The following is a 16,632-nucleotide window of genomic DNA, read 5'->3' as shown; positions in this document are numbered from 1 at the left end:
TCTTTGTTCATTTTAATAACGGAAACTGCTCCCGCCGAGAAATTCACGCAGCAGCGATGTCGGCGGCATTTCGCGGTCGGTAAGGTAGTTGAAATAACTCAAGAATTTCAGCAAACGGTATGCTTCGGCGTATTCGGGTGCCGTTCGGGGCACTTTGGTAAGGATGGGCTCGGCATGACGACGAATAGCAGCCAGTTCGTAAATCATGGCCGAATTAAACATTACGTCGGCATATTCCTGAAAAGGGAATATCCATTTGTCTTCGCCTCTGCGTACGCTTTCCCAACGCGAAATGGTTTCCTGTGCAGAATAACCGCGGTAGCGGAAGTCGCGGATGATCCGTCGCAGCAAACGGTTGTCGGCGGTCGGAATCCAGTTGTGATCGTCAAGCGAAATGGAGGTGAGTGCCGATACGTAGACCTTAAATTTTTTGTTTTCGGGAATATGTGCAGTAAGTTTCGGATTCAGAGCGTGGATACCCTCGATGATAAGTACGCTGTTGGGATCTGTTTTGAGCCTATTGTTTCGGTATTCGCGTTTTCCCGTAATAAAATTGTAAGAAGGCACATTTACTTCCTTGCCCTGCATCAGGGCCAACAAATGATTTTCCAGCAGCTCAAGGTCAAGCGCATAGAGCGATTCGTAATCTTTTTCGCCGAATTCGTCTGAAGGAGTTTTGTCGCGCTCCACAAAGTAATTGTCGAGCGAAACCCCGACCGGTTTCAGTAAATTAACGAAAAGGAATATTTCCAATCGCTTGCGAAAGGTGGTTTTTCCCGAAGAGGAAGGGCCGGCAATCAGTACGAGACGAACACCTTCATCGAAACGTTGCTTGATTTGAGCAGCGATTTCGGCAATTTGTTTGGATTGATACGCTTCGGATATCTGAATAACCACCGATGCCTGTTTTTCTTGGATGGCTTTGTTTAAATCGCCCACGTTGTTCATTCCGATTATTTTCAAAAAATTGAGGTGTTCGCGGAAAACGTTCAGCAACTTTTCCTGTTTCACCAGGGGAGCCAGCCGGATCGGATTGTTTTTATCGGGAATGCGCAACAAATAGCCTCCATTATACTCCTGAATATCGAACAATTGAATATATCCTGTGGAGGGGGTCAGGCACCCATAGTAATAGTCGATATAATTGCCCAGTTTAAAATAATGAGCATATAAAAAATCGGATGTTTCCAATAGTACGGCTTTGTCGTTCATGCCTCTTTCGCGGAAAAGTTTCACCACCATCGGCGTTTCTTCCTCGATGGAGATAAACGGTAAGTCGGCATCTACGATTTCGCGCATTCGGGCAAGAATGAGTTGCAACTTCTCCGGCGTTACCTCTTCGTCGGCTTTTATCTGAAAATAATACCCGTTCGATATGGAATGTTCAATAAATATTTTGGCATTAGGAATGGTATCGTCCACCGCTTTTGCCAGAATAAAGCAGAGGGAGCGGGTATAGGTGCGCATTGCCGACGAATTGCTTAAATCTACATACTCAACTCGTTTAGGTCTATATACCCGGTATGCTAGCGATTCTGTCTTGTTATTTACTTTTGCATTGGCAATGAGATAAGGCATTTTTACTCCGAAAACATCAATGAGTTCTTCCAATGAAGATCCCATCGGCACTTCTTTGTATTCATTTGTATTTAAACAGTGAACTTTTACGGTCTCTATCATTATGGGCTTTTTATAGGATCATTTCAACTGCTAATATACAGCATTTTTTGCACATAAATACCATTTTCTTTAGTGTATGAGCAAAAAATCCTATCTTTGAAAAAACTTTTCATGCAAAATGAACGATTGGAAAAAACGATTGGGAATGGTGTATTCGACTAATCCCGATTATCATTATCGGGAAGAAGAGCAGGAAGCACAGGGTGAAGCGATTCCAAAAGGAAAGCAGTTGTTGCGTGTTTACCTCGACAAACGAAACCGAAAAGGGAAAGCAGTTACCCTTGTTACCGGTTTTCAGGGAACAGAAGAGGAACTGGAAGCATTGGGAAGATTGCTAAAAACCCGATGCGGTGTGGGTGGATCGGTCAAAAACGGAGAAATCATCATACAAGGCGATCATCGCGAAAAGGTGTTGAATATTCTCCGGGAGGAAGGATATGCCAAAGCGAACATTCTCTGAACGCCGGCAGCTTCAGCTCATTAAAGCCTCGGCAGGATCGGGAAAAACACACCGACTGACTGCGGAGTATCTTCGTTTGCTCTTTGCTTCGCCTTACCATTACCGGCATATCCTTGCCGTGACGTTCACCAACAAGGCCACCGACGAGATGAAGTCGCGCATTGTGGAAGAGCTTCACCAACTTTCAGCGGGTGGCGAATCGGATTACCGGTCTATACTGATGGAGGATTTTTCGTTGAGCGAAATGCAAGTCGACCGGCAGGCAAAAGAGATACTGGAGAGCATGTTGCATGATTATTCCGGATTTTCCGTCAGCACCATCGACCGTTTTTTTCAGCAGATCATGCGTGCTTTCACGCGCGAAATGGGGTTAAACGGCGGATACAACATCGAAGTGGATGAAGAGGTTTTTCTTTCGGAGATTATCGACATGATGATTTTCGAGTTGGATAAGCCCGAAAACAGCGAGTTGGCCGGATGGTTGCTGGCTTTCATGCAGGACAAGATTCAGCAAAACAAAAGCTGGTCCATAAAGAAAGATATTCAGGAGCTCGCTTCGCAGTTGTTCAACGAAAAATACCGATTGTTTTCGCAAAGCGACCGCGAACGGATTCACGACAAAAAATATCTCGATGCCTATCGTCTAAAACTGATCAAGATTGTGCGCGCATTCGAGAATGAACTGAAAGCGATAGGGGAGAGGGGGGTGAATCTGATGAGTCGTTCCGGTCTGCACCATTCCGACTTTAAAGGGGGAAAAAATTCGCCTTTTTTGCATTTTGTAAAATGGGCAAACGGTGAGGTGAAAGAACCTACTGCCACATTTATTAATCTTGCGGATAATCCGGAAAACTGGACGACAAAAAACACGTCTGCCGAAAAGAAATCGCGTATCGAGGCGGCTTATATCGAAGGATTGAATGCCTGTGTGAGAGAGGCGGTGCACCTTTTCGAAAATTCAATTTTTTACTTTTCTGCCAAAACCATTCTCACCTACTATTATACGTTGGGTATCCTTAACGATATCCGAAACCGGCTGACGAAACAGCAACGGGAAACCGGCACGTTGTTTCTTTCGGATGTTACCGAGTTGCTCAACAAAATTATTGAAGATAGCAATACACCTTTTATCTACGAAAAAACGGGGACACACCTTTTTCATTACATGATCGACGAATTTCAGGATACGTCTGCTATGCAGTGGGATAATTTTCGTCCGCTGATGCAAGAAAGTCTTGCAGGAGGCAATTTTAATCTCGTGGTGGGGGATGTGAAACAGAGCATTTATCGGTGGCGCAATTCCGACTGGCGCTTGATTGAAGAGCAGATTGTGCACGATTTCGGCTTGGAGAATGTTTGTACGCATTCGCTCGATACCAATTGGCGGAGTGATGCAAAAATTGTGTATTTCAACAATTCGCTTTTCCGTAGCAGTGCAGCACTTTTGCAAAACGATTTTAACCGTTCGTTGGAGGCCATGCCCAAAAGTGATTTTGTGCAGTATGCACAGACAAAAATAATGGAGGTCTATACGCACGTTTGTCAACGAATTCCTTCCAAAAAAAACGCCGATCAAGGATTTGTACGGGTTACTTTTCTGAATACCGAAGATGAGGACGACAATTGGAGATCGCAGGCATTGGTTCGGCTTCCGAAGGAGATTGAATCGTTGCAGGATCAAGGTTTTGCATTAAAAGATATCGCCATTCTGGTGCGTACGAATGAGGAAGCAGTGACGGTTGCAGAAACGTTGCTTGCCTATGCCGATGCGCATCCCGATTCGAAATACCGTTACGACATCATTTCCAACGAGGCGCTTCAGCTTGGTAATGCCCGTAGTGTAAAGGCTATACTGGCATTGCTGCGTTATTTTCAAAACAGGGAAGACCGCACTTGCCAATTTCTTGCCGTTTACGAATTTTACCGTTTTCATCGGAAATATTCTCCCGACAAGGCGTTGCAGGCTGTATTCATCAATGGTGATATAGGCTTTCCACACGAAATAAGTGAACGCATTGAACAGTTGAGTTCACTCCCTTTGTACGAGATGGTCGAGGCTTTTTTTGCTTTATCGGATGATGTTCTCGACGAAAAAGAGAATGCCTATGTGCAGGCATTTCTGGATATTGTGCTGAAATTCAGTGCCGATGCTTCGTCGGATGTGAACAGCTTCCTGGAATGGTGGGATGATAAGGGGTATAAGAAAGCCCTTTTTTCGCCCGATGACCAAGATGCCATCCGACTGCTTACCATTCATAAATCCAAAGGATTGGGCTTTGGCGTGGTTATTATGCCTTTTGTGGATTGGGAGGTGGATCATAATCCCAACCATACTACCATTATTTGGTGTCACCCCGACAGGCCGCCTTTCAACGAACTGAGCATTGTACCGTTGCGCTATTCGAGTGGCTTGCAAAATACCATTTTCCGCGAAGATTACCTGCAAGAAAAGCTCTTTGCCTATATCGATAATCTGAATTTGCTGTATGTGGCTTTTACCCGAGCAAAGCATCGTATGGTTATTTTTGCACCTAAACCGAAGAATAAGAAAAAAGAGGAGATAGCCGTAAAAAGTGTGGCCGATCTATTGTGGCTGAGTGTAGCTGAAAAGGATTTATTTGATGCTGGTGTTGAGAATAATGGATTGACGGTTGTGCTGAACGATTATTTCCGGGAGGACAAGGAAAACGGGATGGTTGAGTTTGGGAATCCCGACCAACTTGTTTCGTCTTCCGATAAAGCAATCCCAGCCGCCTATAAGGCGGGGAAGTGGCAGTCGGTCCCGTTTTCCGATCGGCTGAGGCTTCGCTTAAACAGTATCGGCTATTTTACCGACGATGGCAACCGCGATTACGGCATGTTGATGCATGAGATTATCAGCTGCATCAAAACATTGGACGATCTGGAAAAGGCTGTGGAGAAGAAATACTTGGCCGGCGAGATTACCGCTGAAAAGAAAAATCAACTTCTTGTTTCGCTTCGCGAATGGTTGTCGATTCAGGAGGTAAACGATTGGTATTCGGGTAAATATCAAATTCTAAACGAAACGCAAGTGTTGCATCCCGCTTTTGGTTTCAGTCGTCCCGACAGGGTGATGATTGGTGACAACGAGGTGATTGTGGTTGATTATAAGTTTGGCGATGCAGAAGAATCGGGATACCTTAGTCAAGTACGGCATTATGTTCACCATATTCGGGAAATGGGCTACGATAACGTTTCGGGCTACGTTTTTTATGTCGGGCTGAAAAAAGTCGTAAAAGTGTAGCGGTTAGTCTGTCCCTCTTCCCTCTCTTCACATTTGAATTTTCTTTGAACAGCACATCAGATAAACGATTCCTCTTTCAGTATTTAAAACGATTTTTTTACGGATGACCGGTAAGGACTTTGAGTTTGACCAGTTTGCCGTCCATTGCCGAAACATATATTTCGTTGTGGTTGGTGGGCAGAATCATGTTGATCAATGCGGAAGAAATTCGGTATTTCCACAAGAAGTGACCGTCGGATGCACGGTAGGCATAGATCAACCCTTTGTCTGTGGGTGCATATACGATGCCGTTTTTTTCGGGGATGGCCGTTGGTGCCAGTTCATAACCCATATCTTCTCCCGACGAAATCCATTTTACTTTCCGATCGGAAACCGAGGCGTCGATGGCTAGAATTTTTCCGTCCATCGTCTTGGCATAGATGGTATTTCCGTCTTCCGAAATACCGAGGGATTCGCGTACCCGGTTTTCGGGATCGTTATATCGCCACACCACAATACCGGTCTTTTCGTCGAGCACCGTCATATAGCGGTCAGGCGAAGCCAGATAGATGCGACCATGCGAGGCAACAGGCCACACTTGTGCCGGCGAAAACATGCGGTTGGTTTGTCCGTTTGTCCATTTCCACCTCAGTGTTCCGTTTCGAGTATCGATGGCATAAAATTCATTTCCCCAACTTCCGAAGAATACGGTATGGTCTTTTACGAGGGGGCGGGTAACGACGAAATTTTTTACTCTGTCGAAGTCCCACATCGTCTTACCGTTGGTTACTGACCATGCACGGCAATGACCATCACCTCCGGCAAGGATCACCTTGTTGTCTGTGCATACCGGAGAGGACACAACAGCGTTGTTGGTTTTCATTTTAAACCGTATTTTACCGTTTTTCAGGTTCAAACCGTAAAGGCAGGAATCGGTGGAAGCGCACCATACCGTGTTTTTATATACGGTAGGAGTAGAGTAAATTTTTCCGTTGGTTTTGTATGTCCATACGGTTTTCCCTGTCGACGAATCTGCGCCTTTTATTTCTCCGTTGGTGTTGGTGTAAATGAGCAATCCGGCAGTTAAACACATGCCGCTGCCCATATCGCTTGTTTCTTGAATGCTCCAAATTTCTTTCACATAGGGATGTTGATTATTTATTGTATAATCGGGACGCGGGGGATTGTCTATCCATTGAGGGCGGCCGGTGGTAGAATAACAAAGCCACGGTGAAAGGGTTTGTCCAGATACAATGCGTTCTTGAAGGCAAATGGAGTCTGCTGAAACAGTGATGATGGTATATCCTCCGAATTTGGCTTTCCCCCGAAGATTGGATCGGCACATGGCAGCATTCGCACCTTCGAAATTTAATGCTTTGTTGACATGACCGTGTCCACAAAGCATCAGCTTTACGTTGTAGGGTCGCAAGGCATCCAACACTTCGAACCAATTGTTCAGTGAAGAATCCATTGGATAATGATTCACGACAATGATCGGGGTGTTTTTGTCGGTTTTTTCGAGTTCTTCAAAAAAACAGGTAAGATTTTCGCGAGGAATTTGCCCGGGTCCCATGCGCATATTTGGTCCCGATGCCAGACCGATAAATTGGTAACCGTTATATTCGAATCCAAAAGTTTCTGCTCCAAAAATCTGTTTAAAGCTATTTGTCCCACTTTCCGACCAGTTGGAATCGTGATTGCCGGGAATCACATAATAGGACTTATTTAGCTTAGAGAGCAGTTCTTTTGCCGTTTGCAGTTCTTCATCCGAACCAAATTCGGTGACATCGCCCGACACAATGACAAATGCAATGTCGGGCAACGCATTGATGTCTTTTACTGTTCGATAGAGGTCTTCATTATTATTGGGATTTCCGACGTGTGTGTCGGTAACCAATGCAAATTTGAAAGAGGAACCGGTTGTTTGTGCAAAGAGGCCGATCCATATAATCCAAAAAGAAAGGAACGCGAGTCGTTTTTTCATTTTTTCATTTTATTTGTTTCGAAATACCGGTTAAAAAATAAGGCCTGATATTTGATGGCATTTCCCCAATAATCCCAATTGTGCACACCCGGACGGGAGATGAAGTCGTGAGGAATGTTGCGGTAAAGAAGCGCTTCGTGCAACTTTTTATTGACCTCATAAAAGAAGTCTTCTGTTCCGCAATCGATGATGAGTTGAAGCGAATTGGGAGTAAGCAGGTGTAACAGCCCTATCTCGGTGTTCTGTTCCCAACGTTCGGGATATTCGCTTTGTTTTCCCAATCGTTTTGCCAGATCCCAATTGTTGGGAAAGGGCCTGATATCCACTCCTCCGCTCATGCTACCGGCTGCGCCGAAGATATCCTGATGACGGAAGGCCAGGTATAATGCGCCATGACCTCCCATACTCAGGCCGGTAATGGCTCTGCCTGATCGGGATGGGATAGTTCGATAGTTCTGATCAATCCAATTGACCAGTTCGTCAGCGATGTAGGTTTCATATTGAAAATCGGGGTCGATCGGGCTGTCGAGATACCAACTTCCATAAGCACCGTCAGGACAAACGATGATCATATCGTAAAGGTCGGCAAGGTCTTTTATGGCAGGTACTTTGGTTACCCAGCCGTCGTACCGGTCACTATAGCCGTGAAGAAGATAAAGTACGGGAAATTTTGTTTGACGAGCATATGAGTCGGGTGTGATTACCACGGCTTTTATGTCTTTTTGCATTTTTTGGCTGTGCGTGACAACGGTATCCACTTTTGCTGCCTGAACGCAAAAAAATGCCGATAAGAACAGAGAAAAAAATAAGGTAACTATCGATTTCATATTTATGTTATTTGGTTTCCGTCGTAGCCCCATTTCAAATAAACGGCACCCCATGTGAATCCGGCGCCGAAAGCCGTAAGGATAATATTATCACCTTTACGTAGCTTATGTTCCCATTCCCATAGACACAAGGGGATGGTTACTGCGCTCGTATTGCCATATTTTTCGATATTGATCATCACTCTTTCACGCGGAATGCCCGTGCGTTGTATCACGGCATCGATGATGCGCATGTTGGCCTGATGAGGAACCAGCCAATCCACATTATCCTTAGTGAGGCTGTTTCTCTCCATGATTTTCAGTGAAACATCGGCCATATGGGATACGGCATATTTAAAAACTACTTTCCCATCCTGATGAAGGGTGTGCTCGTTTTTATCTATCCTTTCGTGCGTAGCAGGATATTTACTGCCTCCGGCTTTCACTTGAAGTGGTTCGTATCCCACTCCGTCGGTTCGTAGAATGGCATCGATGATACCGATATTTTCTTCGCAGGGCTCAATCATTACGGCAGCAGCAGCATCCCCAAATAGTGGACATGTATTGCGATCTTCATAGTTTACGATAGCCGACATTTTTTCACCTGCCGCCAGAATCACTTTTTTGTATCGCCCGGTTTTAATGAGTCCGTTGCAAACTTCAAGACCGAAAATGAAACCGCTGCACGCTGCCTCCATATCGAAGCAGAATGCGTTTTTGATGTGATTTTGTTCGGCAACAATGGAAGCAGTGGAAGGGAGAAGATGGTCGGGTGTGCTTGTGGCAAATACAATGGCATCAACTTCTTCGGATGTTGTGTTGGTTTTATCGAGCAACTCGGCTATGGCTTTTGATGCCAAAACCGATACGCCTTGGGCTTCGCCTTTCAGTATGCGTCGTTCTTTAATCCCAACTCGGGTTGTTATCCATTCGTCGCTTGTGTCGACCATTTGCGACAATTCCTTGTTAGTAAGAATATAGTCGGGAATGCTTGCCGCAATTCCGGTAATAACCGCATTCATCCTGATTTGCTGTTGATGTGATAAGAAAAAAAAGTCCCTCGAAAGCATACGTTTCTTGGGATTTTTTTTGTATTAAATTTTTTGTTTGAAAATTTATGCTGTAGTCCCTTTTTCAATAGCGAGTTTTCCTCTGTAGTAGCCACATTCGTTGCATACCATATGGTAAATGTGCCACGCACCACAATTGGGACAAATTGCCAAGGTCGGCATTTTTGCATGATCATGGGAACGTACTTTCCCTTGTTTTGCTGATGATCGTCTTCTTTTTGGATGTGCCATTTTTCTCTGTTTATTTAGTTAATTTATTATTCATCTAAATCTATCCCTTTCAGGACATCCCATCGGGGATCGGTTGTTTCCTGTTGATTATCTTCGAAATCCGTATCACCACCTTCGTCGAGTGGTTCGCCGGATTCTTCTCCTTCGTCAGTCACCACGGTGTGTCGATGAAGTTTTTTAGTCATATTTCGGTTACATTTTCCGGGTTCGTGTACATGTTTTATCGGGATGTTAAGCGCAATAAATTCGTACAGAAACCATGCAATGTTGATTTCCCCTTCTTCCTCAGGAATGATAACGATTTCGTCGCTTTCTTCCGCATATTCCCTTCCCATTTTTACAATGAGTCGGTTATGCGTATCGATTTTCTGATCCATTTCGTCAAGGCAACGATCGCAGGGAATTTGTATAATTCCATGGATATCGAAATCGAATTCATAGGTCGTCGCAACTTTTTTTACCTTTAGTTCAACTTGTAGTGTTCCTTTTCTAACTTCTTCTCCATCAATTGCTTCAAAAAATTTTTTATCCAATGCGAAAGAATAGGAATGAACTTCAGGCGAAAAGTTCTTAAGGGATATATTGTATGAGCTGAATTTTGCCACAATCGTATCAAAAAATAAGCGGTGCAAAGATACTATTTTTTCTTTACATAGGTTTTATTTTTAGCTTTTATTATTATGGTCTAGAGTCAACCGGCTATCTTTTGTGTTTCGCAGCCGTATCGAGGACCATTTGGTGCATTTGATCGAACTTTTCTTCCATGCTCAACAACAATTTGAATTGCGCAAGCGAACGTACCAGGTTGTGATTACCGTAGTTAATTTTGTAATAGGTATCGCCGTCAAGGTAATCGGTAAGAAAGCGCACAGTTTGCATGTACGTGAGCAGTTTGGCTCCAAAAGCAAGATTTTCGATTTCGGTATCGGTAAGAAAATCCGAAGCATTTTCCAAATAACCTTCAGAGTATGCTTTAAAGATATCTAAATCGAGGTTCACATTGTCGAGATTTTTGTCGTCTTCTGCACCGGTATTTGCACCCGTGCGGATGAAATCGCCAAAATCGGAGAGGACATATCCCGGCATCACCGTGTCTAAATCTACTACACACAGCACTTGGTCGTTATAGTCGAAAAGAATGTTATTTACTTTGGTATCGCAATGATTGATGCGCTTGGGCAGTTTTCCCTCGCGATGGAGCCGTTCTGCACGGCACATGTCGTTGGCACGGGCTTCTATTTCCTTGATCAGATCGGATACTTCCATTACCCGTCCAACCCGGTCTCTCTTTACAGCATCTCGAAACGATTCCAACCGGTATTCCATGTTGTGAAAGTTGGGAATGGTCTCATATAAAGGTTCTCCGGGGAGGTCGGATAGCATCCGTTGAAAATCACCGAAAGCCAGCCCCGCACGATAAGCCAAATCGGGGTTGATATCGTCGTAACTTTTGCTGTCTTTAATAAATAATGTCATTCGCCAGTAATTTCCATCGGCATCCCGGTAATAGAGGTTTTCGTCGTGGGTGGGGATCAACGTCAGCACTTTGCGATCGATATCCGTTTCGCCTGCTTCTTCAAGTTTTTTTCGAATGTGAGAGGTTACACGGAAGATATTTTTTTGCAACTGATCCACATTTTTGAAAATAGAGTGGTTGATACGTTGCAGAACATACTCATCGTTGCCGTTGACTACTTTAAACGAATCGTTAATGTGACCTGCTCCCAGTGGTTTTACTTCGATTATATCGGTGGGAGTAATAAAATGTGCTGCAATGTCTATTAATTTTTGATTGTCTTGCATGGAAATGTGTGTTTTATATTGTGAATTGTATTATTCCATTTCGAGTAAACCGAAAAAGGAAGGGACGTGAAAGTCGGGTTCCGGAGTGTCGATGGGACTCCAGCTCAGGAAGTGGGGTTCTTCGGTTTTGTCGCCACATTTATAAAAGTTGGCCTTGATCTTTTTTCCCGAGAGTGATTCTTCGGCTGAAAATCCCATCGTTTGCTTGGGAATTTCCAGATATAGAGTCCAATCGCTTACTTCTTTTTTCCCTTCGTAGTAGTGTTGTATAGATGCGTGTCTTGTGATGCTTGCCATTTCATCGGGTGACAATTTTTCTGCTTTTTCACGGCTTTCATGTATGGCAGCCAAGAGTACCCCGTTGGCATTGCATTCGAAATTTCGGTATGTTTTTTCGCCCTGACGTTGCATGAAAAATTCTACGCAACTGTCTTCCCATACCGACATAAAATCTTTGTTGTTGACCGTTCTCAAGATCTCTCCTTTTACCCGATAAAGCAGATAAAGACAATTATCGTCGTGTGCTGCGTGAACGCTAACAGGCAGGTATTTCGGGAATGTTTCTTTCCAATTGACTTGATCGATTGCGGCTTCGGCACCTGCTTCATTAAGATATTGAATTCGGTCGAAAAAGGTTTCGTAATGCGAAATGTTTTGCAAGGGTATCTTTAGCGTTTTCATTTATAAAAAATTTGACGATTATGGTGTTTGTTTTTTCAATTGCACAAAAATAAGCAATTTAAAATTAAAGATGAAACGATCTCTTCAAAAAGAGTCGGTCGCATGACAATTTTCACAAAGGGTCGGTTATTTTTCCCGCTGTGTCATTTCTTTTATTATGGCATTGAAACGATCTTCTTTCAGCAGACTATCCAAAGAAATATGCATACGGTATTGCCAGTAATGTTTCGGGTTTGCCGGAATGTTGATGCGTTCGGCATGTGGGTCGGGGTAACGGAGTTCGCCGTCGATAGCTATCCAGTCTTGCCACGGAATAATCACCCACAATGAGGAGGATTGGAGATGCAATTCCAAAATTTCGCGGCATAACTCCGGCGTACATTCATCGGGAGCCTCACCTTCATGTCCGAGAACATGGTTGTAATAGCGTTGTGTCACTTCTTTGTTTTCTTCCCACCATGCCCTTATGGGCGACATATCGTGAGTAGATGTGGTGCAGACCGAAAGATAGGGCAAATGCTTAAGGTCCGAGAAAAGGGTGTGAGCGGTTTTCGGCATGCGTTGAATTTCGAGGCTCAATATTTGCAATTCCTGCATCACAGAGGGTACGCATTGGGGAACCATGCCGAGGTCTTCTCCGCAAGCCATCATGGATGTGGCAGAAATAAGCGGGGGGAGTTTTTTCATGGCTTGCTCGCGCCAGAAGTCGTTGTGCTTGTAATAGAAAAAGTCGTCATAAAGCCGATTGTAAGCTTGTTTTACAGCATTGTCGAGATAACGATACGAGTACGTAAATTGAGCAGCAATGCGCGGATGGAATTTGTGGGTTTCCTGTCGGTCTCTCACAAACAGTACTTCGGCACACAATTCTGTCAGTCCGTTTCTGATTCTATTGGCTTTTGCATCGTAGTGGCCTCTAAACAGGTTTTTTATTTTCAGTTGAGTGTCGCAAAATGGTTTCAATCGAAACTGTTGTTTTCCTATAGGTTCTAAAAAAATGTGGATAACTTCTTCGGTATATTCGCCAAAGAATACCGACAGGAAATTTTCATGAATAAACGGTTTTGCCATTCTTTCTTCATCGAACGGGATTCCTGCCGCAACAAGTTCATCGGGAGTGTAAGGAAGGGCGGGGCTGAATTGCCCGAGTAATCCCTGAACGGCATCGGTAGGTATTTCCCATATGCGAAAAAAGCCCAAAATATGATCGATGCGATAGGCATCAAAATAGTCTGCCATTTTTTGAAAACGTCTTTTCCACCACGCATAATTTTCTTTTTCCATAGCAGGCCAATTGTAGGTAGGAAATCCCCAATTTTGTCCGAATACCGAAAAATCGTCGGGCGGAGCACCCATTTGGGTATCCCTGTTAAACAATTCGGGATTCGTCCATACATCCACACTGTGCCTATGAACGCCGATGGGGATATCGCCTTTAAGCGCTACCCCTTTTTTGTGCGCATATTCTTTAACTTCCGAAAGTTGACAATGAAGCAGGTATTGTATGAAGCTGTAGAAATCGATTTCGCGACGTGCTGTGTCGTCCTTTCTCAACATGCGCTTGAGTTGCGCATTATCATAGTGCGCAAATTCGTCCCAATTTTCGAAATCTACGGTATTGTATTTATCCCGCAAATAGCAATAGCAACAGTAGGGAAAAAGCCAGGACTCGTTTTCCTTGTAGAATGCACGATATGCTGTTGAGGCAAGAACGTTCTCGGCTTCCTGACGGAATAATTCGCGGCAATATTTCCATTTCAAGTGTAAGGCTTTTTCGTAATCGACCTTTTTTAACGCATTCAGTTTCTTTGCTTCCGCCTCATAAGCTGCCCGGTTTTGCGGATTCTTGAGCAGGAAATCGGCAAGACCAAGATAAATGGGATGCAGTGCAAAAACGGATATTGCCGAATAGGGATACGAGTCGCGCCAGGTTTTGGTTTTTGTGGTGTCGTTGATAGGTAGAAGTTGAACAATGTGCAGACCGGAAGTGGCTGCCCAGTCAACCATTTTTTTCAGATCGTTGAAATCGCCTATCCCGTAACTTTCTTCCGAACGAAGCGAAAAAACAGGTATGGCAACGCCGCACCCTTTCCACACATAATAAGCATATCGAAAAGGAATGGCCATTTCAACCTGCATGAAATCATCCTTCTTCTCTCCCTGAAAATATAATAGGCGGTTGTCGCCATCTTCCCACCGGATTGCTTTTTTTGTGGAAACGTCGATGATGACAAATTTATAGGCTGTTGGCGGTTTCATCTTTTCTGCATCCAGAACAATTTCCCATTCGCCGTCGCCAACATAAGCCAGCGGCAACGCTTTTGTCAAATTCCAATTGCCCAATCCGTCGCTTTCGCCACTGATAACCAATTGCATGTTTTTTTCTACATAAGGACAAAGCACATTGAGCAATAGATTGCCATTTTTGTATGTAGATGTTACCTCATTTTTTTCATGAGCAAACACACTTTCGGTAAAAACCTTAGAAAAGAGGTATTGGTGTGATGGCTTATCTTTCCAGTGATCTTCAATAGAGAATGTTTTTTTGCTTCCGGTTTTCAACAGGCGGCATGTTCCCCATTCGCGGCGAACAGTAGTTTCTCCTTCTTTGATGAAGTAGTAATAGGCTACAGCCTTTGTTTTCGTGGCTGTAATTTCTGTACTCCAATGATGACCGTCTGTCGTAGATAATTTCCGTGCTTTGTTTTCATCCCACATCCCCAACTCGGGAACGGATCCGCAAATACACACCTCTTGTCCCCACCGGGTATAGTAATCAATATTGAATTTTATATGGATAGTTGCCATAAATTTACCTATGAATCTAAAAAGAACAGCAACAAAACTACATTATTTTTAATTCGATAGGTACAAAATTCCCCGACTTTTTTCGAAACGGCATTGCAATCGATTGAAAAAAGAGAGGTCTTTTAAAGGAAAAGAAGAATCATGAGTTGTGCCGTGATTACGCGCAAAAACATGACTAACGGATAGACTGTAGCGTAACTGACCGCCGGCACATCGTTTCCTGCTGTTGCATTGGAATATGATAAGGCCGGAGGATCGGTCATGCTTCCCGAAATCAGTCCCATCAACGTAAAATAATTCAACTTGCAAGCTTTTCGCCCGATAATGCCAACGATGAGCAGCGGCACCATCGTGATGATTACACCGTAGCCGATCCATTTATAACCACCATTTATTACAGTTTCCACAAAACCTTCTCCTGCTCCAAGTCCTACACAAGCGAGAAATATGGCGATACCGATTTCGCGCAACATGAGGTTGGCACTCATGGTGGTGTAGGTAACGAGTTTAAAATTAGGGCCGAATTTGCTGAGAAGAATGGCTACAATCAACGGCCCTCCGGCAAGGCCGAGTTTAACGGGTTGAGGTATTCCGGGAATCCAGAAAGGAATGCTTCCCAAAAGAACACCCAGAGCGATACCGATGAAAATGGAAACCAAATTGGGCTCCCTCAAGCGCTTAAGCGAATTTCCCAACAACTGCTCTACGTTGGCAATAGCAGCTTCCGACCCCACTACTGTCACCCGGTCTCCCAACTGCAACTGCAGCCTTGAATCGGCAACCAAATCCACTCCGGCTCGGTTGACCCGTGTGATGTTTACCCCATATAGTGTTCTAAGTTGAAGTTGTCCGATGGATTTCCCGTTGATTTGTGGTTTGGTAATGACAATTCGGCGCGAAACCAGCTGTGAATCCAGTTTATCCCAATCGCTTTTGTCCATATCGATTCGTTTTCCGATGAAAGCTTCGATGATGTCGATGTTTTTCAAATTGGAAACAACCAATACCTTATCGTTTTCGTAAAGGCGGGTATCGGGCCGTGGAATTTCCAGCGTTTCCGTATCGGCATGGAGCACACGGGAGATCACAAATTCGCGGTTGATGAACTGTTTGATTTCTTGAATTGTTTTTCCGAAAATGGCCGGATTCAGCACTTGCAGAGAAAACATACGAGCTTCGGTGAGTTTCGAAGCATTGAAGTTGTCGAGTTCTTTATTTTCTTTTTCAAAGTTGATGCGGAACAAATACCGTAGTATGATTAATGTTAAGATGATGCCCACCACTCCCAACGGATAAGCTACGGCATACCCCATGGCGATGGAAGGATCGCTTTGGTGCGTCATGTCGTAATAGGTTTGTTGTGCGGCTCCCAGTCCGGGAGTGTTCGTAACCGCTCCCGATAGGATCCCCACCATAGTAGGAATAGGCACACCGGTGATTAAATGAAGGACATAGGCAATGATCACACCCAAAAAAACGATAGCCGATGCAAGTAAATTAAGCGTTATTCCTCCTTGTTTGAAAGACGAAAAAAAGCTGGGTCCCACTTGCATCCCGATAGAGTAAATAAACAGGATTAATCCGAATTCTTTTAAAAAATGAAGAACGTTTTCGTCGATTCCCAAACCAAGATGGCCGAAGAAAATACCGACGAACAAAATCCATGTTGTTCCCAACGATATGCCGAAGATTTTTATTTTTCCCAGTAAAATACCTATCGAAATGACCAGTGCCAATATAAATATTGCATGTGCAACACCGGTTCCGAAAATCAGTTCATGTAACCATTCCATAAAAATATATAACCTAAATAAATTATTGAGTGATATTTTGCAGCTATACTTGTCGGCTTAGTTTTGTATTTA

12 protein-coding genes are annotated in these 16,632 nt (G+C 43.9%); 2 read left to right on the top strand and 10 right to left on the bottom strand.

Translation table 11 applies throughout. The features are described 5' to 3' along the window. Positions 1 to 12: 12 nt before the first annotated feature. Positions 13 to 1,680, bottom strand: coding sequence for a nucleoside kinase (locus OLM34_RS01600; protein WP_264404776.1), 1,668 nt, complete (start codon positions 1,678 to 1,680; stop codon positions 13 to 15). 118 nt (positions 1,681 to 1,798) lie between these two features. Between OLM34_RS01600 and OLM34_RS01595 the strand changes: the two genes are divergently transcribed. Then, the gene (locus OLM34_RS01595; protein WP_264404774.1) at positions 1,799 to 2,140 is read left to right on the top strand and encodes a translation initiation factor; all 342 of its coding nucleotides are present in this window, start codon (positions 1,799 to 1,801) and stop codon (positions 2,138 to 2,140) included. Next, positions 2,118 to 5,405 (top strand): UvrD-helicase domain-containing protein, encoded by a 3,288-nt coding sequence (locus OLM34_RS01590; RefSeq protein ID WP_264404772.1) that lies wholly within the window; start codon positions 2,118 to 2,120, stop codon positions 5,403 to 5,405. The genes OLM34_RS01595 and OLM34_RS01590 overlap by 23 nt, the downstream gene beginning before the upstream one ends. A 97-nt stretch (positions 5,406 to 5,502) precedes the next feature. Here the strand turns inward: OLM34_RS01590 and OLM34_RS01585 are convergent, their stop codons facing one another. From OLM34_RS01585 to OLM34_RS01545, 9 genes are all read right to left on the bottom strand, one after another. Continuing rightward, entirely contained in the window at positions 5,503 to 7,368 is a 1,866-nt protein-coding gene (locus tag OLM34_RS01585; protein WP_264404769.1) for an outer membrane protein assembly factor BamB family protein, read from the bottom strand. Beyond that, positions 7,365 to 8,195: an alpha/beta hydrolase gene (locus tag OLM34_RS01580; protein WP_264404767.1), complete on the bottom strand. Its 831-nt coding sequence runs from the start codon at positions 8,193 to 8,195 to the stop codon at positions 7,365 to 7,367. Before OLM34_RS01580 ends, OLM34_RS01585 begins: the two co-directional genes overlap by 4 nt. A 2-nt stretch (positions 8,196 to 8,197) precedes the next feature. Beyond that, positions 8,198 to 9,244, bottom strand: coding sequence for a beta-ketoacyl-ACP synthase III (locus OLM34_RS01575; protein ID WP_264404765.1), 1,047 nt, complete (start codon positions 9,242 to 9,244; stop codon positions 8,198 to 8,200). Positions 9,245 to 9,289: 45 nt separating this feature from the next. Continuing rightward, positions 9,290 to 9,475 (bottom strand): 50S ribosomal protein L32, encoded by a 186-nt coding sequence (rpmF, locus tag OLM34_RS01570; protein WP_264404763.1) that lies wholly within the window; start codon positions 9,473 to 9,475, stop codon positions 9,290 to 9,292. A gap of 26 nt (positions 9,476 to 9,501) precedes the next feature. After that, a complete protein-coding gene (locus OLM34_RS01565) occupies positions 9,502 to 10,080 on the bottom strand; it encodes a YceD family protein (protein WP_264404761.1) in 579 nt (192 codons plus the stop codon). A gap of 94 nt (positions 10,081 to 10,174) precedes the next feature. Next, a complete protein-coding gene (locus tag OLM34_RS01560) occupies positions 10,175 to 11,278 on the bottom strand; it encodes a phosphotransferase enzyme family protein (protein WP_264404759.1) in 1,104 nt (367 codons plus the stop codon). A 30-nt stretch (positions 11,279 to 11,308) separates the two neighbouring features. Beyond that, a complete protein-coding gene (locus tag OLM34_RS01555; RefSeq protein WP_264404757.1) occupies positions 11,309 to 11,959 on the bottom strand; it encodes a carbohydrate-binding family 9-like protein in 651 nt (216 codons plus the stop codon). A 126-nt stretch (positions 11,960 to 12,085) separates the two neighbouring features. Further along, positions 12,086 to 14,767, bottom strand: a complete 2,682-nt coding sequence (locus OLM34_RS01550; protein WP_264404754.1) for a 4-alpha-glucanotransferase — start codon at positions 14,765 to 14,767, stop codon at positions 12,086 to 12,088. Positions 14,768 to 14,889: 122 nt separating this feature from the next. Continuing rightward, on the bottom strand, positions 14,890 to 16,560 hold the full coding sequence (locus OLM34_RS01545) for a putative transporter (RefSeq protein WP_264404753.1): 1,671 nt from the start codon (positions 16,558 to 16,560) through the stop codon (positions 14,890 to 14,892). Positions 16,561 to 16,632 lie beyond the last annotated feature (72 nt).

Source organism: Anaerorudis cellulosivorans (assembly GCF_025943985.1).
GTDB lineage: Bacteria > Bacteroidota > Bacteroidia > Bacteroidales > Dysgonomonadaceae > Anaerorudis > Anaerorudis cellulosivorans.
The sequence above is the reverse complement of the archived record's forward strand: the minus strand, read 5'-3'. Positions and strand labels throughout refer to the sequence as shown.

Bases quoted from the DNA above. Each gene is read 5' to 3' on its own strand.
- OLM34_RS01600 (WP_264404776.1), bottom strand. From the start codon at position 1,680: ATGATAGAGACCGTAAAAGTTCACTGTTTAAATACAAATGAATACAAA.
- OLM34_RS01595 (WP_264404774.1), top strand. From the start codon at position 1,799: ATGAACGATTGGAAAAAACGATTGGGAATGGTGTATTCGACTAATCCC.
- OLM34_RS01590 (WP_264404772.1), top strand. From the start codon at position 2,118: ATGCCAAAGCGAACATTCTCTGAACGCCGGCAGCTTCAGCTCATTAAA.
- OLM34_RS01585 (WP_264404769.1), bottom strand. From the start codon at position 7,368: ATGAAAAAACGACTCGCGTTCCTTTCTTTTTGGATTATATGGATCGGC.
- OLM34_RS01580 (WP_264404767.1), bottom strand. From the start codon at position 8,195: ATGAAATCGATAGTTACCTTATTTTTTTCTCTGTTCTTATCGGCATTT.
- OLM34_RS01575 (WP_264404765.1), bottom strand. From the start codon at position 9,244: ATGCTTTCGAGGGACTTTTTTTTCTTATCACATCAACAGCAAATCAGG.
- rpmF (WP_264404763.1), bottom strand. From the start codon at position 9,475: ATGGCACATCCAAAAAGAAGACGATCATCAGCAAAACAAGGGAAAGTA.
- OLM34_RS01560 (WP_264404759.1), bottom strand. From the start codon at position 11,278: ATGCAAGACAATCAAAAATTAATAGACATTGCAGCACATTTTATTACT.
- OLM34_RS01555 (WP_264404757.1), bottom strand. From the start codon at position 11,959: ATGAAAACGCTAAAGATACCCTTGCAAAACATTTCGCATTACGAAACC.
- OLM34_RS01550 (WP_264404754.1), bottom strand. From the start codon at position 14,767: ATGGCAACTATCCATATAAAATTCAATATTGATTACTATACCCGGTGG.
- OLM34_RS01545 (WP_264404753.1), bottom strand. From the start codon at position 16,560: ATGGAATGGTTACATGAACTGATTTTCGGAACCGGTGTTGCACATGCA.